25 protein-coding genes and 1 tRNA gene are annotated in these 25,769 nt (G+C 63.9%); 19 read left to right on the top strand and 7 right to left on the bottom strand.

The features are described from left to right. The first annotated feature begins 271 nt into the window (after window positions 1-271). The 9 genes from NTH_RS17955 to NTH_RS17995 all read left to right on the top strand — a co-directional run bounded on the left by NTH_RS17955 (window position 272) and on the right by NTH_RS17995 (window position 9,811). The gene (locus tag NTH_RS17955) at window positions 272-1,528 is read left to right on the top strand and encodes a L,D-transpeptidase family protein (protein WP_338531954.1); all 1,257 of its coding nucleotides are present in this window, start codon (window positions 272-274) and stop codon (window positions 1,526-1,528) included. Window positions 1,529-1,712: 184 nt separating this feature from the next. Beyond that, window positions 1,713-3,026, top strand: a complete 1,314-nt coding sequence (glyA, locus tag NTH_RS17960; RefSeq protein WP_338531309.1) for a serine hydroxymethyltransferase — start codon at window positions 1,713-1,715, stop codon at window positions 3,024-3,026. 64 nt (window positions 3,027-3,090) lie between these two features. Continuing rightward, on the top strand, window positions 3,091-3,555 hold the full coding sequence (gene nrdR, locus NTH_RS17965) for a transcriptional regulator NrdR (protein WP_338531310.1): 465 nt from the start codon (window positions 3,091-3,093) through the stop codon (window positions 3,553-3,555). Then, entirely contained in the window at window positions 3,555-4,664 is a 1,110-nt protein-coding gene (gene ribD, locus NTH_RS17970; protein ID WP_338531311.1) for a bifunctional diaminohydroxyphosphoribosylaminopyrimidine deaminase/5-amino-6-(5-phosphoribosylamino)uracil reductase RibD, read from the top strand. The genes nrdR and ribD overlap by 1 nt, the downstream gene beginning before the upstream one ends. Further along, the gene (locus tag NTH_RS17975) at window positions 4,664-5,278 is read left to right on the top strand and encodes a riboflavin synthase (protein ID WP_338531312.1); all 615 of its coding nucleotides are present in this window, start codon (window positions 4,664-4,666) and stop codon (window positions 5,276-5,278) included. Before ribD ends, NTH_RS17975 begins: the two co-directional genes overlap by 1 nt. A gap of 77 nt (window positions 5,279-5,355) precedes the next feature. Then, window positions 5,356-5,826, top strand: coding sequence for a 6,7-dimethyl-8-ribityllumazine synthase (ribH, locus tag NTH_RS17980; RefSeq protein WP_338531313.1), 471 nt, complete (start codon window positions 5,356-5,358; stop codon window positions 5,824-5,826). A gap of 7 nt (window positions 5,827-5,833) precedes the next feature. Further along, window positions 5,834-6,325 carry a transcription antitermination factor NusB gene (gene nusB, locus NTH_RS17985; protein WP_338531314.1) on the top strand — a complete coding sequence of 164 codons (492 nt, stop codon included), beginning with the start codon at window positions 5,834-5,836 and terminating at the stop codon, window positions 6,323-6,325. Beyond that, complete coding sequence (locus NTH_RS17990) at window positions 6,322-7,527, top strand: MFS transporter (protein ID WP_338531315.1); 1,206 nt, start codon at window positions 6,322-6,324, stop codon at window positions 7,525-7,527. Before nusB ends, NTH_RS17990 begins: the two co-directional genes overlap by 4 nt. Window positions 7,528-7,678: 151 nt before the next feature. Next, window positions 7,679-9,811, top strand: coding sequence for a sodium-translocating pyrophosphatase (locus NTH_RS17995; RefSeq protein WP_338531316.1), 2,133 nt, complete (start codon window positions 7,679-7,681; stop codon window positions 9,809-9,811). Between the two features lie 73 nt (window positions 9,812-9,884). Here NTH_RS17995 and NTH_RS18000 read toward each other — a convergent pair whose 3' ends face one another. After that, window positions 9,885-10,397: an outer membrane protein assembly factor BamE gene (locus NTH_RS18000; protein ID WP_338531317.1), complete on the bottom strand. Its 513-nt coding sequence runs from the start codon at window positions 10,395-10,397 to the stop codon at window positions 9,885-9,887. A 164-nt stretch (window positions 10,398-10,561) separates the two neighbouring features. Between NTH_RS18000 and NTH_RS18005 the strand changes: the two genes are divergently transcribed. The 8 genes from NTH_RS18005 (at window position 10,562) to NTH_RS18040 (ending at window position 15,928) form a co-directional block, all read left to right on the top strand. Then, window positions 10,562-11,116 carry a ubiquinol-cytochrome C chaperone family protein gene (locus NTH_RS18005; protein ID WP_338531318.1) on the top strand — a complete coding sequence of 185 codons (555 nt, stop codon included), beginning with the start codon at window positions 10,562-10,564 and terminating at the stop codon, window positions 11,114-11,116. Then, window positions 11,103-11,657 carry a DUF177 domain-containing protein gene (locus NTH_RS18010; protein WP_338531319.1) on the top strand — a complete coding sequence of 185 codons (555 nt, stop codon included), beginning with the start codon at window positions 11,103-11,105 and terminating at the stop codon, window positions 11,655-11,657. Before NTH_RS18005 ends, NTH_RS18010 begins: the two co-directional genes overlap by 14 nt. Window positions 11,658-11,760: 103 nt before the next feature. Next, entirely contained in the window at window positions 11,761-12,816 is a 1,056-nt protein-coding gene (gene plsX / locus NTH_RS18015) for a phosphate acyltransferase PlsX (protein WP_338531320.1), read from the top strand. Window positions 12,817-12,825: 9 nt separating this feature from the next. Continuing rightward, window positions 12,826-13,797 carry a beta-ketoacyl-ACP synthase III gene (locus NTH_RS18020; protein WP_338531321.1) on the top strand — a complete coding sequence of 324 codons (972 nt, stop codon included), beginning with the start codon at window positions 12,826-12,828 and terminating at the stop codon, window positions 13,795-13,797. A 121-nt stretch (window positions 13,798-13,918) separates the two neighbouring features. Further along, a complete protein-coding gene (locus tag NTH_RS18025) occupies window positions 13,919-14,245 on the top strand; it encodes an integration host factor subunit alpha (RefSeq protein ID WP_338531322.1) in 327 nt (108 codons plus the stop codon). A gap of 91 nt (window positions 14,246-14,336) precedes the next feature. Beyond that, the gene (locus NTH_RS18030) at window positions 14,337-14,867 is read left to right on the top strand and encodes a MerR family transcriptional regulator (protein WP_338531323.1); all 531 of its coding nucleotides are present in this window, start codon (window positions 14,337-14,339) and stop codon (window positions 14,865-14,867) included. A 95-nt stretch (window positions 14,868-14,962) separates the two neighbouring features. After that, the gene (locus NTH_RS18035) at window positions 14,963-15,334 is read left to right on the top strand and encodes a hypothetical protein (protein ID WP_338531324.1); all 372 of its coding nucleotides are present in this window, start codon (window positions 14,963-14,965) and stop codon (window positions 15,332-15,334) included. Between the two features lie 517 nt (window positions 15,335-15,851). Next, window positions 15,852-15,928: transfer RNA gene (locus tag NTH_RS18040), tRNA-Pro, on the top strand. Here the strand turns inward: NTH_RS18040 and NTH_RS18045 are convergent. From NTH_RS18045 to NTH_RS18060, 4 genes are all read right to left on the bottom strand, one after another. Next, the gene (locus tag NTH_RS18045; protein WP_338531325.1) at window positions 15,891-17,183 is read right to left on the bottom strand and encodes an O-antigen ligase family protein; all 1,293 of its coding nucleotides are present in this window, start codon (window positions 17,181-17,183) and stop codon (window positions 15,891-15,893) included. The two genes, NTH_RS18040 and NTH_RS18045, sit on opposite strands and share 38 nt — an antisense overlap. Continuing rightward, window positions 17,180-18,721 (bottom strand): undecaprenyl-phosphate glucose phosphotransferase, encoded by a 1,542-nt coding sequence (locus tag NTH_RS18050; RefSeq protein WP_338531326.1) that lies wholly within the window; start codon window positions 18,719-18,721, stop codon window positions 17,180-17,182. Before NTH_RS18050 ends, NTH_RS18045 begins: the two co-directional genes overlap by 4 nt. Before the next feature lie 65 nt (window positions 18,722-18,786). Further along, window positions 18,787-19,968 carry a glycosyltransferase family 4 protein gene (locus tag NTH_RS18055; RefSeq protein ID WP_338531327.1) on the bottom strand — a complete coding sequence of 394 codons (1,182 nt, stop codon included), beginning with the start codon at window positions 19,966-19,968 and terminating at the stop codon, window positions 18,787-18,789. Further along, window positions 19,946-20,509 (bottom strand): polysaccharide biosynthesis/export family protein, encoded by a 564-nt coding sequence (locus tag NTH_RS18060; protein ID WP_422392448.1) that lies wholly within the window; start codon window positions 20,507-20,509, stop codon window positions 19,946-19,948. Before NTH_RS18060 ends, NTH_RS18055 begins: the two co-directional genes overlap by 23 nt. A gap of 219 nt (window positions 20,510-20,728) precedes the next feature. On the opposite strand from NTH_RS18060, the gene NTH_RS18065 reads away from it, so the two are divergent. Further along, window positions 20,729-22,891, top strand: coding sequence for a GumC family protein (locus NTH_RS18065; protein ID WP_338531329.1), 2,163 nt, complete (start codon window positions 20,729-20,731; stop codon window positions 22,889-22,891). A 28-nt stretch (window positions 22,892-22,919) separates the two neighbouring features. Here the strand turns inward: NTH_RS18065 and NTH_RS18070 are convergent, their stop codons facing one another. Continuing rightward, window positions 22,920-24,032, bottom strand: a complete 1,113-nt coding sequence (locus tag NTH_RS18070) for a GNAT family N-acetyltransferase (RefSeq protein ID WP_338531330.1) — start codon at window positions 24,030-24,032, stop codon at window positions 22,920-22,922. Window positions 24,033-24,174: 142 nt separating this feature from the next. Then, complete coding sequence (locus NTH_RS18075; RefSeq protein ID WP_338531331.1) at window positions 24,175-24,390, bottom strand: DUF2842 domain-containing protein; 216 nt, start codon at window positions 24,388-24,390, stop codon at window positions 24,175-24,177. Between the two features lie 236 nt (window positions 24,391-24,626). On the opposite strand from NTH_RS18075, the gene NTH_RS18080 reads away from it, so the two are divergent. Next, a complete protein-coding gene (locus NTH_RS18080) occupies window positions 24,627-25,721 on the top strand; it encodes a COX15/CtaA family protein (RefSeq protein WP_338531332.1) in 1,095 nt (364 codons plus the stop codon). The last annotated feature ends 48 nt before the right edge of the window (window positions 25,722-25,769 follow it).

Below are 25,769 nucleotides of genomic sequence, written 5' to 3' on the forward strand. Positions count from 1 at the left end.
GCGATTTTGGCTCGGCCAGCGTCCGTTTCGGGCGCTGGCCGTTTTGCATTTTAGGCTAAGTTCAGTTTTGCGCGCATAACTGTCACGTTAAGAACATAATCCGGTGGAACTGAGAAGCGGTATTCCGCCGAAAACAAGCGTTCCAGGCTGGCTGGACGCCGATGGGCGATTTGCCTGGCGCGCTGGCTGTTGGGTGTTTGTTAACGCTGTTGCCGCAGGATTTCACATGCCCGACGGTTCGGCCGTCGAAGGATTTGAAGGTTCTCAGATGATGAAGACAAGCCGCCGTATGTTCATTCGCGGTGCGGGCGCGGCAGGTGCCTTGACGTTCGCCGGTTCTGCGAAGGCGCAGAACGCGCTCGACGCCATCTTCAATTCCCCGCGCCGCGGCGCCTGGAACGACCAGTTCGACGCTCAGTCCTCGGCGAGCGGCGGGTCCGTCAATTCCAACCAGCCGATTCTCAGCCCAGCGACCGTGGGCTATGTCGAGCGGGCCATTGGCGATTATTCCGCCATTGTCGCGGCGGGCGGCTGGCCGGTGGTCCCGGCGAACAAGAAGCTGCAACTCGGCGTCATCGATCCCGACGTTGAGGTTTTACGCCGCCGTCTGATGATCTCGGGCGACCTATCGCAGCGCGCCGGCATGTCGCCGGCCTTCGATTCCTATGTAGATTCCGCGCTCAAGCGCTTCCAGACACGCCACGGCCTGCCGGCCGACGGCGTGACCGGACGCTACACCTATTCGGCGCTCAACGTATCGGCGCCCATCCGCCTCGGCCAGCTCGAGACCAACCTGGTCCGCCTGCGGGCCATGATGGGCGATCTTGGGCAGCGTTTCGTCACCGTAAACATTCCCGCGGCCGAGATCGAAGCGGTCGAGAACGGCCGCGTCGTGCTGCGTCATACCGCCGTCGTGGGCAAGATCGACCGGCAGACGCCGGTTCTCAACTCGCGCATCCACGAGATCATTCTCAATCCCTATTGGAACGCGCCCGTCTCGATCGTCCGCAAGGACATCATCCCCTATGTGCGCGAGAATCCGAATTACCTTGCCGAGAACAATATCCGCATCATCGGCCCCGATGGCACCGAGATCGACCCGCTGATGGTCGACTGGTCGACCGACGAGGCCGCGAACTATCGTTTCAGGCAGGATCCCGGCAAGATCAACGCCATGGCCTCGGTGAAGATCAACTTCCCGAACCCCCATGCGGTCTACATGCACGACACGCCGCAGCAGCAGCTCTTCCGCGATCAGGAGCGTTTCCATTCTTCCGGCTGCGTGCGCGTGCAGAATGTGCGCGACCTCGTCACCTGGCTCCTGCGCGACACGCCGGGCTGGGACCGGCGCACCATCGAGACCTCGATCAAGACCGAGGAAGACAAGCGCATTCCGGTGGCAGATCCGGTTCCGGTCTACTTCACCTATATCTCGGCCTGGTCGACGGGCGATGGCGTCGTGCACTTCCGCGACGACATCTACGGCCGCGACGGCGTCGAAGAGCTTCAGATTTCGACCGCCCTTTAGAGACCGCGGACGACAGCTGATACGGGGCCGCCTTTCGGGGCGGCTTCTTTTATCGGCGCGCAAGGCTCGATCCAATTGCCGCAGCCCCGGAAAAAGTATGTTCCGGTGATGGTGAGGCGTGGCGAAAAGTGCTAATGGCGCGCGGGTTCCGCACATCTTCTGAGCCAGTAGGGGTGACACTGCCATGGCACAAGCGTCCGCAGCATCGGTAGAAACCGAAGCCTTTTTCTCAAGGCCGCTCGAGGAAGCCGACATCGATATCTTCAACGCGATTCGCAGCGAGCTCGGGCGCCAGCGCCACGAGATCGAACTGATCGCCTCGGAGAATATCGTTTCCCGTGCCGTCCTCGAAGCTCAAGGCACGGTGCTGACGAACAAATATGCCGAAGGCTATCCCGGCAAACGCTACTATGGCGGCTGCGAATTCGTGGACATCGTCGAGGAATTGGCCATCGGGCGTGCCAAGCAGCTCTTCGGCTGCCAGTTCGCCAATGTGCAGCCGAATTCCGGGAGCCAAATGAACCAGGCCGTGTTCCTGGCGCTTTTGCAGCCGGGCGACACCTTCATGGGCCTCGACCTGAACTCCGGCGGGCACCTGACCCATGGCTCGCCCGTCAACATGTCCGGCAAGTGGTTCAACGTCGTCTCCTACGGGGTGCGCGAGGACGACCATCTCATCGACATGGACGAGGTGGAGCGGCTTGCGCATGAGAAGAAGCCGAAACTGATCCTGGCCGGCGGCACGGCCTATTCGCGCATCTGGGACTGGAAGCGTTTCCGCGAGATCGCCGACGCCGTCGGCGCTTATCTGATGGTCGATATGGCCCATATCGCGGGCCTCGTTGCCGGCGGCGCGCATCCCTCGCCGCTGCCGCACGCCCACGTCGTCACCACCACCACGCACAAATCCCTGCGCGGCCCGCGCGGCGGCATGATCCTCACCAATGACGAGGCGATGGCCAAGAAGATGAATTCGGCTGTCTTCCCCGGTCTCCAGGGCGGACCGCTGATGCACGTCATCGCCGCCAAGGCCGTTGCGCTCGGCGAGGCGCTGCAGCCCGATTTCAAGGAGTACGCCCATCAGGTGGTCGCCAATGCGCGGGCTCTGGCGGCAAGCCTCAAGGAAACCGGACTGAACATCGTTTCGGATGGCACCGACAATCACCTCATGCTGGTGGACCTGCGGCCCAAGAACGCAACCGGAAAACGCGCCGAGGCGGCCCTTGGGCGCGCCAACATCACCTGCAACAAGAACGGCATTCCCTTCGACCCGGAAAAACCCTTCGTGACCTCCGGTATCCGGCTGGGCACGCCGGCCGGCACGACGCGCGGTTTCGGCGTGGCCGAATTCGGACAGATCGGCCAGCTGATCGCCGAAGTGCTGGACGGTCTCAAGGCCGCGAATTCCGACGAGGGAAACCTGTCGGTCGAAGCCGCGGTCAAGGAGAAGGTGATCGCGCTGACGGACCGGTTCCCACTCTACCCCTATCTGGGATAGGCAGGTGGCGAACCGGCGGCGCACCCGGGCGCAAGCAGATTCGTACCACGAGTGAAAGGCTGAGATGCGCTGTCCCTATTGCCAGTCCGAAGATACGCAGGTGAAGGATTCGCGCCCCGCCGAAGATGGCGTCGCCATCCGCCGCCGGCGCGCCTGTCCCGATTGCGGCGGCCGCTTCACAACCTTCGAGCGGGTGCAACTGCGTGATCTCGTGGTGGTAAAGCGTTCCGGGCGGAAGGTTCCCTTCGACCGGGACAAACTCGCCCGTTCCTTCGACATCGCCCTACGCAAACGCAATGTCGAGCCCGAGCGCATAGAGCGCGCCGTCTCCGGCATCGTGCGCCAGCTGGAGAATTCCGGCGAGAGCGAGGTTGCTTCCGACGAGGTGGGCCTTCTGGTCATGGAAGCGCTGAAGTCGCTCGATGATGTGGCCTATGTGCGCTACGCCTCGGTGTATCGCAACTTCCGCGAGGCCAAGGACTTCCAAGACGTGCTTGGCGAACTGACGGTCGAGCCGGACGCGGAATGATGCCGGGGCGCACTGATGAGGCCGACCGCCGCTTCATGGCAGCCGCCATCCGCTATTCGCGGCGTCATCTGGGCCTGACCGGCACCAATCCCTCCGTTGCGACCTTGATCGTCGCCGACGATGGCGGCGGCCCGGCGGTCGTCGGGCGTGGCATTACCAGCCTTGGCGGAAGGCCCCATGCAGAGCCCCAGGCCATCGCCGAGGCCGGCGAACGGGCGCGTGGCGCAACCGCCTATGTCACGCTCGAGCCCTGCGCCCACCATGGCCGCACGCCGCCTTGCGCCGAGGCCCTGGTGACCGCGGGCATAGCGCGTGTCGTCGGCGCGGCGGCCGACCCGGACCACCGGGTAAGCGGCCGCGGCTACGCCATTCTGCGGAAGGCCGGCATCGAGGTCGTGGAAGGCGTGCTTGCCGACGCTGCCGCAGATCTCATGCGCGGCTACCTCACGCGTTCGGTAAAGAAGCGGCCGCAAGTGATTCTCAAACTGGCCCTTTCAGCCGATGCTAAGATTGGTCTGGAAGGGGCGGGGCAGGTTCCCATCACCGCTGCCATCGCGCGCAGTCAGGTCCATGCCATGCGCGCCGAGGCGGATGCGATACTGGTCGGGATAGGCACGGCCCTTGCGGACGACCCGTCGCTGACATGCAGGCTGCCGGGCCTGGAGGCTCGCTCGCCGGTACGCATCGTGATCGACCGGAAAATGCGGCTGCCGCTCGATTCCGCGCTCGTGCAGACCGCGAGGCAAGTGCCGGTCCTGGTCACCGCCGCGGGCGATATGCAGGAGCGCAGAGGGCCGCTCACCGCCGCCGGCGTCGGTTTCATCGCGGCCGAAGTGCACGAGGATCACATCGCTCTGCCGGAACTGCTGGAGGATCTGGCCGAGCGCGGTTATGCCACGCTCCTCGTCGAGGGCGGCGCCTTCACCGCGGAGGCCTTTCTGGCCGAGGAGCTGGTAGACCGCATCGTGCTCTTCACGGGACCGGAGAAAATCGGCCCCCGGGGCATTGCCGCGCCGGTCGATCCGGACCATATCCCGGCGGGATTCTCGCTCCACCGGCAGGCGGTTTTCGGCGCGGACGGCTACTTCGAATATGTGAGGAACGGCTGATGTTCACCGGCATCGTCACGGATGTGGGAAAGGTCGCCTCGTTGCGCCCCCTGGACCAGGGCGTGCGTCTGCGCATCGAGACGGCCTATGACCCTCTGACCATCGATATCGGAGCTTCGATCGCCTGCGCCGGGGTCTGCCTGACCGTGGTGGCGCTGCCGGGCCAGGGTTCCAACGAGCGCTGGTTCGAGGTTGAGGCCTGGGAAGAAGCGCTTCGGCTGACGACAGCCTCCCAGTGGAACGAAGGGACGCGGCTCAATCTGGAGCGCGCGCTGAAGGTCGGCGACGAGCTGGGAGGTCACATCGTCTCCGGCCACGTCGACGGCACCGCACAAATCATCGAACGCAGGCAGGAGGGCGATGCCGTGCGCTTCCGGCTGCGCGCCCCGCACGAGCTTTCCCGGTTCATCGCGCCGAAGGGCTCGGTCGCTCTTGACGGAACGTCGCTGACGGTAAATCAGGTGTCCGGTGATGAATTCGACGTTCTGCTCATCCAGCATTCCCTTTCGGTGACGACGTGGGGCGAGCGCGATGCCGGTGACCGCGTCAATCTCGAAATCGACACCATGGCGCGTTATGCCGCGCGGCTTGCCGAAGCCGCCAAAGAAGCATAATGCAGCCCTTCCTTGCAGTGTCGTGCGTCCGGCGGGACGTACAATCATGATGTGCTAGCGGCGGGCCGAGGTTACGAATGGCGAAAGATGCAGGACTGCGCCTCCTTATTGTCGAGGCGCGCTTTTACGACCACTTGTCCGATGGTCTTCTGGAAGGCGCAAAGGCCGGGCTCGAGCAGGCCGGCGCTGCGTACGACGTGATAACCGTTCCCGGCGCGCTGGAGATCCCTGGCGTGGTCGCCATGGCGGAGCAGGCCGCCGCCAGGGGCGCAAGCCGTTATGACGGCTATGTGGCGCTCGGCTGCGTGATTCGCGGCGAGACCTACCATTTCGATATCGTCGCCAACGAATCGAGCCGTGGCCTGACCGATCTGGCCGTGCGCCACGGTCTTGCCATCGGAAACGGCATCCTCACCGTCGAGAACGAGGCCCAGGCGCTCGCCCGCATCGAAAGCAGCGAAGGCTCGGGCGAGGGGGCCGGCAAAGGTCGGTTCGCCGCCGAGGCCGCGCTACGCATGATAGAAATCAGAGAAAAACTTGGAGCCTGACCGGGCAATGCCAGCTGACCCCAACCAGCCTGCCGGATTCAAGCCCGCCAACAAGCGCGGTGCAGCACGCCTGGCAGCCGTGCAGGCGCTCTACCAGATGGATATCGGTGGCACCGGTCTGCTCGAGACGACTGCCGAGTACGAATCCTTCCGCCTCGGCAAGGAGATCGACGGTGCGACCTATCGCGAGGCCGATGCGCAATGGTTCCGTGCCATCCTGTCCGGCGTGGTGGAAGCCCAGAAGACCATCGATCCGGTCATCCGCCAGTCGCTGACGGAGGATTGGCCGCTGTCGCGTCTCGATTCGACGCTGCGTGCGATCCTGCGCGCCGGCGTGTACGAATTGATGAAGCGGCTTGACGTGCCTGTCGCCGTCATCGTTTCCGAATATGTGGACATCGCCAAGGCGTTCTATTCGGAGGATGAGCCCAGGCTGGTCAATGCCGTGTTGGATCGTGTGGCCCGCAGGAGCCGCAACGAGGGGCGCGGAACGTCATGACGACGAGCCTCCACCGTGAAGCGCGCCGCACGGCTTTCATCCTGGCCTGCGCGCAAGCGATCGTGGGGGCGGGCACGCCGATCACCATTTCCATGGGCGGGCTGGCCGGATCCTACCTGCTTGCCGCCGACAAGTCGCTCGCCACGGCCCCGATCACCGGTTTCAACATAGGCGTCGCCCTGGCCGCGCTGCCAGCCGCTGCGCTCATGCGCGCCGTCGGCCGCCGCAACGGCCTGATGGCAGGCGCGCTTGCCACGTCGCTTGGAGGCGGCCTCGCCGCCTTCGCACTGTTTCAAGCCGATTTCTGGCTGTTCGCTCTCGGCCTCCTGCTGATCGGCAGCGGCAACGCTTTCCTGCAGCAGTACCGCTTTGCCGCCGTCGACAACGCGCCGGCCGACTTCAAGCCCAAGGCCATTTCCTGGGTCCTGGGCGGCGGCGTGTTCGCAGCCATCATCGGCCCGCAGCTTGCCATCTTCACCCGGGAAATGTTCGATCCGGTCATGTTTGCCGGCGCTTTCATGTCGGTGATCGGCCTCGGCATCGCCGGTGCGTTCATCCTTTCCTTCCTGCGGCTTCCCAAGGACGCACCGTCCGCGTCCCTCGACGATCATCTGCCTGCCCGTCCGCTCGGCCAAATCCTGCGCCAGCCACGCTTCGTGGTCGCGCTGTTGTGCGGTGTCGGCACTTTCGCGCTGATGAGTTTCGTCATGACCGGCGCGCCGCTCGCCATGGTGGGCTGCGGCTTCTCGCCCGACGAGGCCACGCTGGGCATCTCGTGGCACGTCGTCGCCATGTTCGCGCCCAGCTTCGTCACGGGCAGCCTGATCGCCCGCTTCGGCAAGGAACGCATCATCGCCGCCGGCCTGCTGCTGCTGGTCGGCTGTGCCGTCGTCGCGCTGTCGGGCATCGCCCTTTGGCAGTTCTGGTTTGCCCTGATCCTTCTGGGCGTCGGCTGGAACTTCGGCTTCATCGGCGCAACGGCGATGGTCGCCGACTGCTACCGCAGTTCGGAGCGCAACAAGGTGCAGGGCGTGCACGATTTCCTGCTCTTCTCCTCCGTTGCCTTCTCCTCCCTCATGTCGGGCCGCGTCTACAACGCATTCGGCTGGGAGATGCTCAATTGGGTCGTCTTCCCTGTCGTGGCCGTATGCCTCGTCGCGCTGACGCTGCTTGCCCTGCGCGGCCGGCTGAGAACCGCCTGAGCGAAAGCGGGGCAAAACGCCGCAGCAAACCTTGACGATCTGCAGCGACTTGGCAAAAGTCCCGGTCGGGGCGCGGCTTCTTCTTCATCGCGCACTGTTCTCAAGGCCCGGGGGGAGGTCCAGCGGGCCGAAAATCAAGGGATATTTGGCAATGACCATGCTTTACGTCGTCATCGCCTGCGGCCTGCTTTCTGTGCTCTACGCCGTTTGGGCGACACAATCGGTCCTTGCGGCCGATCAGGGCAGTGAGCGGATGCGGGAGATCGCGGGCGCCATTCGGGAAGGCGCGCAAGCCTATCTGACACGCCAATACACTACTGTTGCCTTTGTTGGCGCCATCGTCTTCGTGATCGCCTGGTGGCTTTTGACCGCGGCCGCGGCCGTAGGCTTTCTTGTCGGCGCGGTACTGTCGGCAGCGGCCGGCTTCATCGGCATGCATGTTTCGGTCCGCGCCAATGTGCGGACCGCGCAGGCCGCCTCGAACAGCCTGGCGGCCGGCCTCGATATCGCCTTCAAGTCCGGCGCCATCACCGGCCTGCTCGTGGCTGGGCTAGCGCTTCTGGGCGTGTCGGTCTATTTCGCGATCCTCACAGGCCCCATGGGCCTCGACCCGACCGAACGCACAGTGATCGACGCGCTGGTGGCGCTCGGCTTCGGCGCATCGCTGATTTCGATCTTCGCCCGTCTGGGCGGCGGCATCTTCACCAAGGGCGCGGATGTCGGCGGCGATCTGGTCGGCAAGGTCGAAGCAGGTATTCCCGAGGACGACCCGCGCAATCCGGCGACCATTGCCGACAATGTCGGCGACAATGTCGGCGACTGCGCGGGCATGGCGGCGGATCTGTTCGAGACCTACGTCGTCACCGTGGTCGCGACCATGGTGCTCGCATCCATCTTCTTCACCGGCGCCACGGCGGTCACGCTCATGCTTTTCCCGCTGGTGATCGGCGGCGCCTGCGTGGTGACCTCGATCATCGGCACCTTCTTCGTCAAGCTCGGCTCCAACAATTCCATCATGGGCGCTCTCTACAAGGGCTTCGTGGCCACGGCGCTTCTGTCGGTGGTTGCGCTGGCGCTCATTGTCTGGCTCTGGCTCGGCGGCTCGTCCGAGTTCACCGCCAGCAACGGAGGGACCTTCACCGGCCTTGATCTGTTCTATTGCGGCCTCGTCGGCCTTGCGGTCACCGGGCTCATCATCTGGATCACGGAATACTACACGGGCGTCGGCTTCCGCCCGGTCCGGTCGATCAGCCAGGCATCCGTTTCCGGACACGGGACGAATGTCATCCAGGGGCTGGCCATCTCGCTGGAGGCGACGGCGTTGCCGGCCATCGTCATCATTGCCGGCATCATCGTCAGCTTCAACCTCGCAGGCCTGTTCGGCATCGCCATCGCGGTGACCACCATGCTGGCGCTGGCGGGCATGGTCGTGGCGCTCGATGCCTTCGGCCCGGTCACCGACAATGCCGGCGGTATCGCAGAGATGGCGGACCTGCCGGCCGAAGTGCGCCAGACCACGGACGCGCTCGACGCGGTGGGCAATACCACGAAAGCCGTGACCAAGGGCTATGCCATCGGCTCGGCCGGGCTGGGCGCTCTGGTGCTCTTCGCCGCTTATACGGAGGACCTGAGGTATTTCGCGGCCAACGCGGCGCCCGGCTCCTTCTTCGAAGGTGTCAGCGTCGATTTCTCGCTATCCAATCCTTACGTGGTCGTCGGCCTGCTGTTCGGCGGTCTGCTGCCGTTCCTGTTCGGCGGGCTCTCCATGACCGCCGTCGGCCGTGCCGCCGGCGCCATCGTGGCGGAGGTGCGCCGTCAGTTCCGCGAAAAGCCGGGGATCATGGAAGGCACTGAGAAGCCCGACTACGGCCGGGCGGTGGATCTGCTGACCAAGGCGGCCATCAAGGAAATGATCGTGCCTTCGCTGCTTCCGGTGCTCTCGCCGCTGGCGGTTTTCGGGCTCATGTACGCGATCGCTGGCAAGAATGAGGCCTTCGCGTCGCTCGGCGCCATGCTGCTCGGGGTGATCGTCACCGGCCTCTTCGTCGCCATTTCGATGACAGCGGGCGGCGGCGCCTGGGACAACGCCAAGAAGTCTTTCGAAGACGGCTTTGTCGACAAGGACGGCACGAAGCATGAAAAGGGCTCTGAAGCGCACAAGGCCTCGGTGACCGGCGATACGGTCGGCGATCCCTACAAGGATACGGCCGGCCCCGCCGTGAACCCGATGATCAAGATCACCAACATCATGGCGCTCTTGCTCCTGGCCGTGCTCGCACATTGATGGGTCAAGGCTAAAAAAATGGGCCCGCGGGATACGCTCCCGCGGGCCTTTCGATTCTGGCTGGTTAAAAAACTCAGTTCGCGCCGAGCGGGTTGGAAGGTGGTCCACCCCTTGCGACACCGGCGATGAGTTGGCCGAGGAAGTTCTGGTCCTTGCCGCCGGTCGGCGTGGTGCGCGAGATGAAGTCGAACAGCCTGCCGTCCTTGGTGCCGTAGTCGGCGATCTGTGTCACCCGGCCGTCGTCGCCGAAATAGACCGCCAGCACCCGCTGGTCGACAAGCTTCGGCTTCATGAAAGCCGCGTTGCGCACGCGCTTTTGTGAAATGTAGTAGAAGACTTCGTTGTCGAAGGTCGCCGTGGTCGACGGCGTGCCGAGCGCCAGCAGCACCTGCTCGCGGCTAGATCCCACCGGCACCAGTTCCAGTGCCTCCGGATCGACGACATAGCCTTGCGTGAACGTTTCCCTGGCGTCGAGAGTGGCGCCGATATTATTGCAACCGGCAAGGGTGAGTGCCGCGCCTCCAAGCGCGAGAGCCGCAATGAGCCGGCGGCTCCTGGTGTTGAATCTGTGCACCTGCAACAACATCTCCTCTCGGTAGGGCTTCCGGCCGGGCCGTCATGCCACCTTGCACGCATCGGCAAAACCGGTAAACCAGCTTTCATTCCGATGCAACTGGACCAGCATGAAGCCAGCGTGTCGGCCGGGGTGCCAAAAGCGCCGAACAAACAGCCTGAAGGAGGGTCTTCCTCATGTTCCAGTGGCTCGCGGGCGCGCGCCGGCGCAATCGCCGTTCCGTCGTGGATGCCCTTTATGCACAAATCGTGGCGGCCGCGCGGCGACCCAGGTTTTATTCCGACTGGCAGGCGCCGGATACGCCGCTTGGCCGGTTCGAGATGCTGTCGGTGCACATGTTTCTGTTTCTGCATCGGCTGCGCGGCGCCGAGGGGGCGGCCCGCGCCGTCGCCCAGGACGTCACCGATCAGTTTTTCCACGATGTCGACCATTCGCTGCGCGAAATGGGCATCGGTGATCTGGGCGTGCCAAAGCGGATCAAGAAGCTGGCGCGCATGTTCTACGGTCGGTTGGCGGCCTATGGCGAAGCTGTCGACGCCCGCGACGAAGCTGCCCTTGCCGAGGCGCTTCGGCGCAATATCCGCCCCGAGACGGCAGAATGGAACGAAGCCGCCGACCTGGCCCATTATATCCTCAAAGCGCACGATGCGTTGAACGGGTTGGATGAAGAGGCGTTGTTGACAGGCAGGCTGTCATTTGCCCCTGTGGAAGGTGATGATGAATCCGACTGACGCCAAAAGCCCTGTTTCCTACCCGTTTCGGGTCAGCCGGCTGGCGCGCAAGGGCACCGACCTGACGATCACGGCCGATGCCGATCAGCGCGCCGGCCTGGCGAAGGCGCACGGGCTTCTGTCCGTCGAGCGCTTCGATGCCGAGATCGCCGTCCGTCCCTGGAAGGCTGACGGCGTCCGGGTAAAGGGCGAGGTCTTCGCCGATATCGTGCAGGAATGCGTCGTCACGCTCGATCCGCTCCCCGCGCGAATCGCCCAGGATTTCGAAGCCCTCTTCATTCCCGAGGACTCGCGCCTTGCGCGGCAGGAATGGCGCGATGGCGAAATCGTTATCGAGGCTGAAGGCGCCGATCTGCCGGAACCTTTTTCTGGTGACACGATCGATCTTGGCGCCGTGGCCGAGGAATTCTTCGCGCTCGCGATCGACCCTTATCCGCGCAAGAAGGGAACGGAGATCGCCTCGAAAGCGGAATCCGCCACCGACGAAAAAAAGGTCGGCCCCCTCTATGAAGGGCTCAAGAAGCTGCGCGGAGAAGGTTGAAACGGGGGAAGCAGGCTGAAACGCGGTTGTGCGCGCGCCCAAAACCGCTATTTTCGCCGGACTTTTCAGGCGGCAGCCGGAAGCAGAATGAGGCAGTGAACGCGTGATACGCATTTCGATTGACGCAATGGGCGGAGACCACGGTCCCGAGGCTACGCTCCCCGGCCTGGTGCGGGTGGTGGAGCGCCGGCCGGACGCGCGCTTCGTGTTGTTCGGCCGCGAGGAGATCGTTCGTCCCGTCCTGGACAAGCTGCCGCGACTGAAGGAGGTCAGCGAGTTCATCCACTGCGACGTCGCGGTGCGCATGGACGACAAGCCCAGCCAGGCGCTGCGCGTGGGACGTTGGAAGTCGTCCATGTGGCGGGCGATCGAGGCGGTCAAGGCAGGCGAGGCCGATGCATGCATCTCCGCCGGCAACACCGGTGCGCTGATGGCGATGTCGAAGTTCTGCCTGCGTACGATGGCCGACATCGAGCGGCCTGCCATTGCCGCCATCTGGCCCACAATCAGGGGCGAGAGCATTGTCCTCGACGTTGGCGCGACCATCGGTGCCGACGCGCAGCAGCTCGTGGACTTCGCCATCCTTGGCGCGGCCATGGCCAATGCGCTCTTCGACATCGACCAGCCCACGGTCGGGCTGCTGAATGTCGGCGTGGAGGAGATCAAGGGCCAGGAGGAAGTCAAGGAAGCCGGCCGGATGCTGCGCGAAGCCGCCCTTGAGACCATGCGCTACCAGGGCTTTGTCGAAGGCGACGATATCGGCAAGGGAACCGTGGACGTGGTCGTGACCGAAGGGTTCGCCGGAAACATCGCGCTGAAGTCGGCCGAGGGCACGGCCCGCCAGATCGGCGAATATCTGCGCGAGGCGATGGGCCGGACGCTGATGGCGCGTATCGGCTATGTTTTCGCCCGCGGCGCGTTCGCGCGCCTGCGGGAGAAGATGGACGTGCGAAAGAGCAATGGCGGGGTGTTTCTCGGCCTCAAAGGCATCGTCGTCAAGAGCCATGGCGGAGCGGACGAGGAAGGTTTTGCCGCTGCGGTTGAACTGGGCTACGAAATGGTAAAGAGCGGCCTATATGAGAAAACGCGCTCCACGCTCGATCTGTACCACGCGCGCAAGCCGGCCGTGCCGGCCGTCGATGCGGCTTCAAGGGTTTGAGGAAATAGTATGATCAGGTCAGCCGTGCGCGGCATAGGCTCGGCATTGCCGCGCCGCGTCATGAAGAATGTCGAATTCGAAAGCCTCGTCGACACCACCGACGAGTGGATCGTGCAGCGTACCGGCATCCGCCAGCGGCACATCGCTTCCGATGACGAGACCACCGCGTCCCTGGGCGAGGCGGCGGCGCGCAAAGCGCTCGACGATGCCGGACTGACATCCGCCGATATCGATCTGATCGTGCTGGCGACCTCGACGCCCAACAACACCTTCCCCGCGACCGCCGTCGAGATACAGGATCGGCTGGGCATGACGCATGGCTTTGCCTTCGACATGCAGGCGGTCTGTTCGGGTTTCGTCTACGCGGTCAATACGGCCGACCTTCACATCCGCGCCGGCCAGGCCAAGCGCGTCCTGGTGATCGGCTCGGAGACCTTCTCGCGCATCCTCGACTGGGAGGACCGCACGACCTGCGTGCTGTTCGGAGACGGCGCCGGCGCCGTCGTCATGGAGGGCGTCGAGGGGGAGGGCAGCCTGGCCGACCGTGGCGTCATTGCCTCCAGCCTGCGTTCCGACGGCGCCCAAAAGGACAAGCTGTTCGTCGATGGCGGCCCATCGACGACGGGCACCGTCGGCCATTTGCGCATGCAGGGCAGGGAGGTCTTCAAGCACGCCGTGGGCATGATCACCGATGTGATCGAAGATGTCTTCGGCCGCGCGGGGATCACCGCTGAAGACATCGGCTGGTTCGTGCCGCACCAAGCCAACAAGCGCATCATCGACGCCTCCGCCAAAAAGCTGGGAATTGCGGAGGAAAAGGTGATCATCACCGTGGACCTTCACGGCAACACGTCGGCAGCCTCCGTGCCGCTGGCGCTGGCCCACGCGGTGGACGAGGGCAAGATCAAGCGTGGCGACCTCGTTCTACTGGAGGCCATGGGCGGCGGATTCACTTGGGGCGCGGTTCTCCTGCGCTGGTAATTTCTCAACAACAGCAATAATTTGCACGTTGGTGCAGGGCGCTTGACCTTACCCGCCCAAGTTTTGTAACGTCGCCGCCGTCGCTTGAATTTTCAATAGTTTCGATTGGTTGGGTGGTCGGATGGGGGGAAAGACGGTTACACGAGCCGACCTCGCCGAGGCGGTTTACCGCAAGGTAGGCCTGTCTCGCACGGAATCGGCGCAGATTGTCGAAATGGTGCTCGAGGAAGTGTGCGATGCGGTGGTCCGCGGAGAGACCGTGAAGCTGTCCTCCTTCGCTACTTTCCAGGTCCGCGACAAGAATGAGCGTATCGGCCGCAATCCCAAGACGGGCGAGGAGGTTCCGATCCTGCCGCGTCGTGTGATGACGTTCAAGGCGTCGAACGTGCTGAAACAGAAGATCCTGGAGGCTCACCAGGCGCGCAAGCGCGGCAAGGCCGCAAGCTGAGCCACCTCTGTTGCCGGACACCGAAAGCTGCTGAAGTGCAAGTGATTCGGGAATGCCTCCCGAAATGGTCGCCAGCCGTGTGAGAAGCCCGATGGACAAGAGCCCGGATGCCTTTCGTACCATCAGCGAGGTCGCTGAGGACTTGGATCTGCCGCAGCATGTGCTGCGCTTTTGGGAGACGCGTTTCACCCAGATCAAGCCGATGAAGCGCGGCGGCGGCCGACGCTACTACCGGCCCCAGGATGTCGAGCTGATCAAGGGCATCCGCTATATGCTCTATGACCAGGGCTATACGATCAAAGGCGTCCAGAAGCTTTTGCGCGAGAACGGAAACCAGTTCATCATCGCGATCGGCCGCGGCGACATGGCCGCTGTCGAGGCCATTGCCCAGCAGAAAGCGACCGAAGCCGAGGCCAAGGCCGACAGGGCGGGAGACGAGGAAATGCTCGTCGGAGCGCCGAAAGCCAAACCAAGCCGCCGCTTCTTCGGCATGGCCCGCGGCGAGGAAGACGGCCCTGTTGCCCCCGATGGCGGACGTCTTTCGCGCGACAACCGCGCGCTCCTGCAGGAAACGCTGTTCGACCTTCTGGAGTGCAAAAGGCTGCTGGACCAGGTGCGCTGACCGCTGCCTCTGCTGGTGCTGCTTGCGGCAGGGAACCTCGATCCCCTTCGGGCGTTGGCCAAAAACGGGCCGTTCCGATACAGGGAGAGCAGGCGATGACCGATGTCTTGAGCAGAATTCACAGCGGAATGCGTATCATCGATTCTTCCGGTGAAGAGATCGGTACCGTCGAAACAGTCCACATGCCGGAAGGCGATCTGTCGAACCCGGAACCCGAGACTCTGACGGCAGGCCCCAATCCCGGGCAATATGGATCGACGCTGACAGCCTCCCTTGCCCGCGTCTTCACAACCGACCGTGTTCCCGAAGTCCTCCAGAAGCGTCTTCTGAGAGAAGGCTTCGTCCGGGTTGACGTAAGCGGGCTGCTGGCCGCGGACCGCTATGTCCTGCCAGAGCAGATCGAGACCGTTGACGGGGATGCCGTCCACCTGAAGGCTTCCCGCGAAGAACTCATCCGGCGCAGCTGAACACCGGGTGCGGCCGAGGCGGCAGGATCAAGCGCCACGCTGATGCAGGCCCAGCTAGGCGGCAAGCGGACCGGACGCCGTGCCGGAGAGTTTCCTCATGCCGTGCGGCAACACAGCTTTTGCCTCGCCAGCGACCCTTCCGTGCGACCCTATCCGGTAGCTTTGCCGCTGAGGCTTGTATTCCTGGCGGGCAGCGGCCATATGCGGCAGATCGGTCGCTTGGCCGGCGTGGAGGTCCTGCAGGATATGCGGTGAGGTCCCCGGAAAGCGATCGCATTTGAACTGAAAGACCATGGGCGACCACGAAGGTACTGGCGCCCATTGAAGGTTCAGGAACGAAGGGAAGCGGGCTCAGGCCCGCTTTTTTGTTTTCCGGGGCAGGTCGAGCCGGATCGCATTTCGTTTCCGGCATGCAAGGGAAAACGCCGATGGGTTCCACGGTCAACCGCTTTTCGCGCCGGCGGCGTGATTTTGGCCTTGCGCCGCAATCATCGAAAATATAAGCCTTCACGCGGCTCGGAGCGTAGCGCAGCCCGGTAGCGCACTTGACTGGGGGTCAAGGGGTCGTGGGTTCGAATCCCGCCGCTCCGACCATTTTCTTCTTGACCCATATCTCTTGCTGGCGCGCCTGGTGGCGCTGTTCCAGCGCGATGCATCCCCAGATCAGGCCGAGGATCAGATAGAAGTGCCGCCAGTGGTCGGTGTCGATCACCGTGCCGACTGCGATATGGCCGATGAGCACCACATAGGCGCACAAGAGATAGGGCTGCCACGGACGGTCGCGGAAGAGGATCCCGAATGCGCCCGCGACGGTCCAGATAATCAGCGTGAGATAAGCGGCAAAGCCGAGCCACGAATAATCGAGCAGCGCCTTCAGCCAGATATTATGCGTATCCTCGCCCAGCATCTGGCCGAACTCGAGCGGGCCGATGCCCATGGGATGCTCGACCGCCATCATGAATCCGATGCCGAAGCGTGCGAAGCGTCCCAGTCGGGCACTGTCATAATCCTGTGCAAGCTTGGCCCGTTCAAAGAACAATTCGGCCACTTCCGGAATCTGCAGCGCGACCAGAAGCGCCATTGAGGCGATGGCGAAGGCGGCGATGCTCATGGCGATGATCCGCAGCCGCACGATGCCCCGCCGATTATGGATGAACAGCGCCAGGGTCAGCATCAGCGCGCAGCCGAGGTAAAGGCCCCAGGCGCCGCGCGAGAACGAGAAGAAGACGCCGAGCGTTATGATGATGAAGGGCACCGTGGCAATGAGCGCGTGGCGCAGGCTGCCGGTCATCATCCGGTGCAGGAGATAGATGCCGGGAACGGTCAGGAACGGGCCGAACACGTTCGGATCCTCGAAGACGCCCGCCGCGCGTCCATAGCGGGTGAATATTTCAGCGCCCGGAAACGCATTGAAATAGCCTAGAATGCCTGCGAGCGACGTGATGCAGGCCGCCGCCAGCCACGCTCGGAAGATGAGCGGCAGCACGCCCGGCTGCGTTTCCACGACCGCGGCGAAGAAGACAGCCGTGAACGCAAGGAACAGCGAGACGGCGATATAAAGCGGTATGTCGCCGAGATCGGCAAGCTGGCTCATCGATATGAGGCCGCCGATATTGAAAACCACCAGAAGCACCAGAAGGGGTGCGATGGAGCGCGAGATCCTCAGGCCGAACAGCGCCCAGACCCCGATCAGCCCCGCCATGTAGAGTTCGTAGGGCGCCGGCTCGCGGATGACGAAGCCGGACAGGAAGACGCCGATCGTGATCGCCCCGGCGCGGATGATCTCGATCAGCCGCCGGTTGACCGCCCCGCCCGGCAGCGCCGCAGTGCTATGGCCGGCGCCGCTCAATAGGCGTTTTCCGTGTCGAGCAGGCGGATAGGGGTAAGGAACAGGATCTTGAGGTCGAACCACAGGGACCAGTTCTCGATGTAATAGAGGTCGTACTCCGTGCGCTTGCGGATTTTCTCTTCGGTGTCGAGCTCGCCGCGCCAGCCGTTTATCTGAGCCCAGCCGGTGACCCCCGGCTTGACCCGATGCCGGGCGAAATAGCCGTCCACAACCTCGTCGAAGAGCCGGTTGTGCGCCTCGGCCGCAATGGCATGAGGGCGCGGCCCGATGAGGGAGAGGCTTCCGAAGAGCGCGTTGAAGAATTGCGGCAACTCGTCAATGGACGTCTTGCGGATGAACCGTCCGACACGGGTGACGCGCGGATCGTCCTTCACCACCGCGTTCCTCGCCGTCGGGTCGCATTGCTCCGTATACATGGACCGGAATTTCAGGACCTCGATCTCTTCGTTGTTGAAGCCGTGCCGGCGCTGCTTGAAGAGAACCGGCCCTTTGCTGTCCAGCTTGATCGCAATGGCCGTCGCCAGCATGACGGGCGAGAAGACGGCAATGCCGAGCAGGCTGAAGAAGATGTCGAACGCCCTTTTGGCCACGGAGTCCCAGTCGTTGATCGGGCGGTCGAAGATGTCCAGCATCGGCACCGAGCCGATATAGGAATAGGCGCGCGGTCGGAACCGCAGATGGCTCGAATGGGCCGAAAGGCGGATGTCGATCGGCAGCACCCACAGCTTGCGCAGCATGGCCAGGACGCGTGCCTCGGCATTGAACGGCAGCGAAACGATCAGCATGTCGATGCGCGCGATGCGGGCGAACTCTATCAGTTCCTCGACATTGCCCAGCTTCGGATAGCCGGCCACCACGGGTGGCGAACGCTTGTCGTCGCGATCGTCGAAGATGCCGCAGATGCGGATATCGTTATAGGGCTCGCGCTCGATCGAGCGGATCAGCACCTCGGCGTTCTTGCCGCCCCCTACAATGACCGCGCGACGTTCGATCCGCCCGTTGCGCGCCCAACGCTTGAAGAGCTGCGCCGTGGCCAGACGCAGCACGAAGATCAGCCCGAGGCCGGTCGCATACCAGGCGCCGAGCCAATAGCGAGAGAACTCGGCCGATATCTTCAGGAAGAACAGCGCCACCGTGGCCAGAGCGAAAGTGGCCGACCAGATGAGCAGGATGCGCCCGATCTGGCCGATCGGATTGCGCAGCGCCGGCATTTGGTAGCAGTCGGAGAACTCCATCAGAATCACCGTCACCAGCGATATGCCGAGGATGATCAATGGGTACTGCCAGTAAAGATGGGTGCCCAGTCCCACATAGCCGGCATAGAGCGCCGCGCCGGAGACGAACAGCAGCCCGAACTCGACGATCCGCATGACGCCGCTGACCATCACAGGGGACATGGTGTCCCGCCGGTATTGCAGCGCGACCTGATTGGCCACCTGGCCTAGCTTCGGCCTGGCCTTGCGCGGCCCGTTCTCCAACTCGGCCGACCTCCGGACAGCTTCCTTCGAGAAACGCGACGTGGGATCATATTTGTTCATTGCATATAACCGCCAGTTTATCCGGCGATAGCATCAAGGCACTAAGATTCCCTTGATGCCCGGCCTCATCGCGACATCGCCTGGCAGTAGACATCCTCGATCCGCGAAGCCATTGCGTCGGCTCCGAAGCGCTCGCGCAGCGTGTCCCTTGCCGGCATCGAGCGGGCAAACTCGCCGGGACTTTCGAGCGCGAGCCTCATGCGCTCGGCAAGCGAGACGGGTTCTGGCCGGCAAAGGGCGGGCGAGCTGCCGCCGAAGATTTCGGGAATGCCGCCCACCGCCGTCGCGATCAGAGCGCGGCCGGCCGCCAGCGCTTCCAGGACGATATATGGCATCGCCTCTGCCCGCGAGGGAACAACCATCACACGGCCCCTGGCAAACGCCTGGCGTGCCGGCATGGCGGGAAAGAACCGCACCCTGTCGCCGAACCCCAACTCCCTGGCCTGCGCCTTGTATTTCTCGAGATCGTCTCCATCGCCGACCATCACCGCTGTCAGCGGTCGGTGCGCGCCCTCCTCGACCAGCTTCAGCGCATCCAGGAAAAGGTCGGGCCCCTTCAGATCCCGCATCATGCCCACATAGAGGAAGTCCGCCGCATCCGGCGCCTCCGCCACATCCGCAAATTCTTCCGAACGCACGCCATTGTAGACGAGGCTGTAGGGCGGACGTGGCTCGCCCACTTTCGCCTTATAGGTGCGCAGCTCGTATTCGGAAACGAACAGGATGTGGTCGGTGAAGCGGCCCATCAGGGCTTCGAGCGAAAAGAAGAAGCGCCCGGCCGTGGTATCGGCATCGTAATGCAGACTGCCGCCGTGGGGCGAGTAAAGGCGCAGGACGCGGCTCCCGCCCATGCGCAGCGCGGTTCCGAAAAGGCGGGCATAGGCGCCGCCCTTGGCGCCATGCCCGTGGAGAATGTCGGGCTGCATGGCGCGGATGATCCTGAGCGTCCGCCAGGCGGCGGCTACGTCGCCCGGACCGACATGGCGCTGTATCGGCGTGCGTGTCACCCCGAGGGGGAGGCCGTCGGCGATCTGACGGAAATACCGGTCCTCATATTCGCCGCCAGTGGTGGAATCGCAGACGATGCCGACTTCGTGCCCTGCCGCCGCCTGCGCATCGCACAGGTCGCGGACGTGGCGGAATATGCCGCCCACCGGAGACCGGAACAAGTGGACGATGCGCAACCTGCTCACCCTGAAAAGATGGAAGCGCCCATGAGCGCCATCAGAAGAGCCGCTCCCGGACATAGATCGTGTCGCCGGGCAGCAGCGGATCAGAGGTGAGAACGCGTCCGGTCATCACCTTGCCGTTGATCTCGCGGGTCACGTCGACATTGGCCTGGTTGGCGCGCGGCGAAAAACCGCCCGCCGCAGCTATCGCCTTTTGCACGGTCATGCCTGGAACGTAGGAATATTGCCCCGGCCCGCCGACCTCGCCCATGATGAAGATCGGCCGGTAGCGGTCGATCTCGACCGTCACGTCGGGATCACGCAGATAGCCGTTGCGCAGCATCCGGGCGAGTTCCTGTTCGAGCTGCTTCGGAGTGCGGCCGCGCGCCGGAACCGATCCGACCAGCGGAAAGGAGACATAGCCCGCCTGATCGACGCTGTAGACGTTCGTCAGGTTTTCCTGGTCAAAGACGGTGATGCGCAGCCGGTCGCCGGCGTCCATCACATAGGGCTGGTAGAGCGCTTCGTGGAAAGCCGGCGGGGGAGGGCGATAGCCGCCGCAGCCGGCAAGCAGGACCGCCGCCGAAAGGCCGATTGCGATATGGGTACGGTTTTTCATGACCGGATACGCGTATCTCTTGTTGGGCAGCGGAACGCTCATCAATGCTCCGTATGTTTATCCGGCGATTACGGTTAATGCCGGGTTAAGCGGCCGCATATGGCTGCATGCCCCACCGCTGCGCGCCGTGGATGAAGGCTATTTGCGGTTAACCCCGTGGTTACCACGTCCATTTACCTTGATCGCGACAGATATTGGGCGGCCACTGGGGTGGGATGCATGAAGAGCGGTGAAACAATGGCCAGCGACGTCGATGTCGATCTCGGCCGGCTGTTCGAAAGCCTGCGGCGCGACTGGCTGCGGATCGCGCTGTTCGCGATTGGCATCACCAGTATCGTTTTTCTGTTGGCCGCGCTCGCCACGCCTCGATACAGGGCAGAGACGCGCGTGCTGATCGAAGCGGGCGAATCCGTCTATACCCGCCCATCGACCGCCGACGATCAGGGCCGGGCCTTGCTCGACGCGGAAGGGGTGACCAGCCAGGTGCAGGTCATCTCCTCTGCCGAGATACTGGCCCAGGTGGCGCGGCAGCTCGATCTTGCCAGCCGCGACGAATTCGATGCCGCTCGCATATCGCTGCTCGATCGCCTCTTCATCATGACCGGCCTCAAGAACAGCCCGGCGGCCATTCCGCCGGAAGAGCGCGTTCTACAAGCTTTCCGGGAAAAGCTGACGGTATATCGCGTGGAGAATTCCCGCGTCATCGTCATCGAGTTCTCGTCCGAGGATCCCGTTCTGGCCGCCCGCGTGCCCAACGCCGTCGCCGACGCTTATGTGGCGTCGCAACGGGCGGCAAAGCAGCGGTCGAACACCGAGGCCACCGATTGGCTGGAGCCTGAGATCGCCGATCTCAGGGAGCGCGTGAAGGAAGCCGAGGGCAAGGTGGCCGATTTCCGCTCCCAGTCGGATCTTCTGATGGGGCAGAACAACACGGTTCTGGCAACCCAGCAGCTTGCCGAGCTTTCGAGCGAGCTCTCCCGCGTTCGCGCCGCCCGCTCGGCGGCCGAAGCGAAGATCGAAACCATCCGGTCGGCGGCGGGCCGCGGTGCGTCGCTGGAGAATTTGCCGGACGTTCTGGCTTCGGGACTGATCCAGCGCTTGCGCGAGCGGCAGGTCGAGCTCAAGGCACGGATCGCGGACCTGTCGACATCGCTCCTCGACAATCACCCGCGCATCAGGGCCCTGCAGTCGCAACTCGCCGATCTGGACGGACAGATACGCGCCGAAGTCGACAAGGTGATCGAGGGGCTGGAGACCGAAGCGGAAACGGCGCGCCTGCGCGAACGCGAACTGGTTGATCAGCTGAACCAGTTGAAGGCCGAGTCCGGCCGGGCCGGCCAGGAGGAGGTGGAACTGCGTGCGCTGGAGCGCGAAGCTGCCGCTCAGCGCGAATTGCTGGAATCCTACCTCACCCGCTATCGCGAGGCCGTCGCCCGCGGCGACCGCAACTATCTGCCGGTGGATGCGCGCATCTTCTCGCGGGCGACCGTTCCGGCCGAGCCCTACTTCCCGAAGGTCATCCCCGTCACCATCGCCGCCTTCGCCGCCGCGTTGCTGGTCATGGCCATCGTCACATTGCTGCGGGAATTGTTCAGCGGCCGCGCCATGCGCCCCGCTGCCGGCGAGATGCAACCCGTCGAGCAGGTCGAGATGCCGGCCGACCGCGAGCGCGGCAAGCCGGCATTCCCGGCCGTCTCCGTTCACCACGCCGGCGATCTGGAAGAAGAGCCGGAAACGGCCGTTGAAGAGAAACCGGCGCCGGCCTTCGTTCCTTCCTCCTCGCCGCTGGGCGAGGTCCATGTGGAGGCGGCGGCCGAGGCGCTGATTGCCACCGGCATCGGGCGAGCCGTTTTCGTGTCGCCCGAAGGCGACGATGCGGCCGCGACGGCCGTCCTGGTTGCGCGCGAGGTCTCCGACGCCGGCCTTCGCGTTCTCCTGGTCGACTTGACAGCCTCGGGAGCCGCCTCAATGCCGATGCTGGAGACCATTTCCTATACCGGCATCACCAATTTGCTCGCGGCCGAGGCCCAGTTCGCCGACATCATACACAGCGATCTCTATTCGGAATGCCATGTAATTCCCATCGGCACCGCCGATCCTGACCGCGCCATGCGGGGGCTCGACCGGCTGCCGATCATCATGAACTCGCTTTCCACCGCCTATGATCTGGTCGTCGTCGAGTGCGGACCGGCCGAGGCGGAGGCTCTTGCAAGGCTCATGGACGATGACACGCAGATCCTCGTCAGCGTGCTGGATCCCGCCGACAGCGCCATAAAGGCGGCGCGAGATGAGCTCAGGCAGGAAGGATACGACACACCGCTGCTCGTGACGCCTGTCGGCCATTTCCCGCCGCCGGCCCCGCCCGGAAGGGATGTCGCGTGAACCGGACATCCTCCGCGACTGTCCAATGTCACTCTGTCGGCGCGATCCGACGCAGGTAGCGCACCATCTGCATCAGATATCGGCTCGTCTTCACGAACCGCTTTGCCCGGCTGCGTGCACGCAAAGTGGCGGCGACGGCCCGTCCGCGCGGTGAAAGCCCAACGATCACGTCCACATGATGGGTCTCCACGTCGCACCAGACGCGCTTGTAGACTTCATCGCCGACGCTGAAGTCGTAGACCGCGAAACCATCCTCGACCGCGGCAGCAATGTTCTCGTAGAACAGAAAATCGCCGGGGCTGGCATGGGCAAGCTCATCCTCGGCGAAGGTGCTGAACTCGCAGATCAGCGCATCGCCGCTCTGGCTCGACCCGGTTATAGCCCGCAGCACGCCGCCGGCTTCCAGCGCATGCAGGACAAAGGGTGGCGGCGACAGGTTCAAAGCATCGCAAAACAGCGTCCGGAAGCTTGCCTGCACGGCGGGGTCGTCGAAAACGTCCCGGATTCCCATCTTGGCGAAACGGTGATGCTTCATTCGGAAAAATGCGTCCAGCAGAAGCTCGACCTCTTCTGCCGTCCGCGCCATGTAGCGGCGATAGCCGCCGGCGGCCTCCAGCTTGCGTATCTGCGCGCGGTGCTTCTTGCGCCGGCGCCGGCCGCTGCTTCCGTGGAGGATCTGTTCCATACCGCCGGTCAGGTCCACCGCCAGCGAAACATTGGGGCTGGGCGTATGGGGCAGCGTCATCAATGGATTTCGACGGTCTCGAAACATTGTCCGCTGACGTTCCAGGGCAATGATGTCGATATCGGGCCGTTCTTGCCGCAGCAAGGTCACGAGCGCGCCGGCTAGCTGCTCGGGCTTGGCGTACCGTGCCGGGAAAAGGGCGGGAAAATTGCCATTGGCATGGGTTCCCCCGACAAAGCGCGCCGCCCGCAACGGCCCCCGCCGCACGATCTCCATCGGCAGTGCCAGCGCCGGGCGCCCGTCCACATGAAGCATCGCCACGACCAGATCGTGATGGTGCGAAGCCCAGGCGGCCAGCCAATCGGGCGATTGCGGTGGGGGGTAGATGGCTGCCTGGCAGAAGCGCTGATAGGCGGCGACGCCGTGCTCATCGGCGGCGGCGAGCTCGGCGGTCATCTTCACCGCTCCCGTTCCTCCTTGCGGCGAAGCGTGTGCCGTATTCTCCAGTGCCGATGCAGCCCCCGACATCCAATTCCTCAATCGTTCCGCATTCGGCGGAAGCTATAGAAAAAGTGTGAAGGAATGCTCGACGGCCGGACTACTTGTCGGCCTTTGGCCGCCCCTCCATCCATTTCACGATCAGCATGGCCGGCAATATCCAGGCGAGCCCCGAACCGACATAGAAGGCAAGATGGACGAGAGGGCCCTTGTCGGCAAGTTGCGCGACCGCGAAGGCGGTGGATACTATGGCGTACACCACCACGAGCGCCACAAGGCCGATCATGCCTATGAATTTCCGCAGTCGAACCGGCATCGTCGCGTCCTTGTCCAGCGTTTCCCGAAAGGTGGCGCTGCCCGGTCCGGAGTGGGCGAGGCCGGCCTCTCGTACAACCGCCCGAACGAATGTTCAACTGCAACCGCGACCGCATGTCGCCGCCAGGAAGCTTGCCAGGGGCGGAAGGTTGCGGCACGACATCCTTCGAGATGGAAGGCCGGGAACATCGGGCGGTATCCGCCCGTGCAGGCCGCTTCCGATTGTCCGGTGAAAATATGACTGCAATAGCTGAAACGTCGCCTCCCAGTGCCGTACCGGCCGTCGATAGCACAAATCGGCTATGCGTCCGGCTATGGCTCTACGCGGTCCTCGTCACACTGTTCGCGCTGGTGATCGTGGGCGGGGCGACGCGGCTTACCGATTCCGGCCTGTCGATCACCGAATGGAAACCGATACATGGCGTCATTCCGCCGCTGAGCGAAGCCGAATGGCAGGAGGAACTGGAAAAATATCGCCAGATCCCCGAGTATCAGCAGGTCAACAAGGGAATGAGCCTCGACGCCTTCAAGACCATCTATTGGTGGGAGTGGGGGCATCGGCTGCTGGCCCGCGGCGTCGGCTTCGTCTTCGCCTTGCCGCTGGCCTTCTTCTGGCTGACCGGACGGCTCGAACGACGCCTCAAGCCGAAGCTCTTGGGCATTTTGGGGCTGGGCGCGCTGCAGGGCGCGATCGGCTGGTGGATGGTCGCTTCCGGCCTCGTCGACCGGGTGGACGTCAGCCAGTACCGCCTCGCCACCCATCTCACCATCGCCTGCGTGATATTCGCCGCCGTCATGGTGGTGGCGCGCGGCCTTGCGCCCCACAGCGGCGGGCGCGCCGTTCCTCGCGTTCAGAGCTTTGCCGGCTGGCTGGTCTTCGCGGTTCTGGTCCAGATCTACCTCGGCGGCCTGGTGGCCGGCCTCGATGCCGGCATGACCTACAACACCTGGCCGCTGATGGACGGCGCTATCATCCCCCAGGGCCTGTTCGCCCAGTCGCCGGCCTGGCTGAATCTATTCGAAAATCCCAAGACCGTGCAGTTCGTCCATCGGCTGGGTGCCTACGCCCTGCTTCTGCTCGCCGTGTGGCACTGCGTCGAGACATGGCGCGGCGCGCCAGGTTCGACCCATGCAAGACGCGCAGTGGTGCTCCTCCTCCTGATCTGCATACAGGCCGCCATCGGCATCGCAACGCTGCTCATGGTCGTGCCGCTGGGCTGGGCGCTTGCGCACCAGGCCATGGCGCTCGTGGTGCTGGGCTTCGCCGCCGCCCACTGGCGCGCCGCCAAGGGAGCCTATCCGCCCGAAACGCGGGTGGAACTGCGCTCCTGAGCGCTGCCGCTCACGTCCCTGCCAGCGCAGGCGGCACGACGTTGCTTT

This window comes from Nitratireductor thuwali (assembly GCF_036621415.1).
In the GTDB taxonomy this organism is placed as follows: Bacteria; Pseudomonadota; Alphaproteobacteria; order Rhizobiales; family Rhizobiaceae; genus Chelativorans; species Chelativorans thuwali.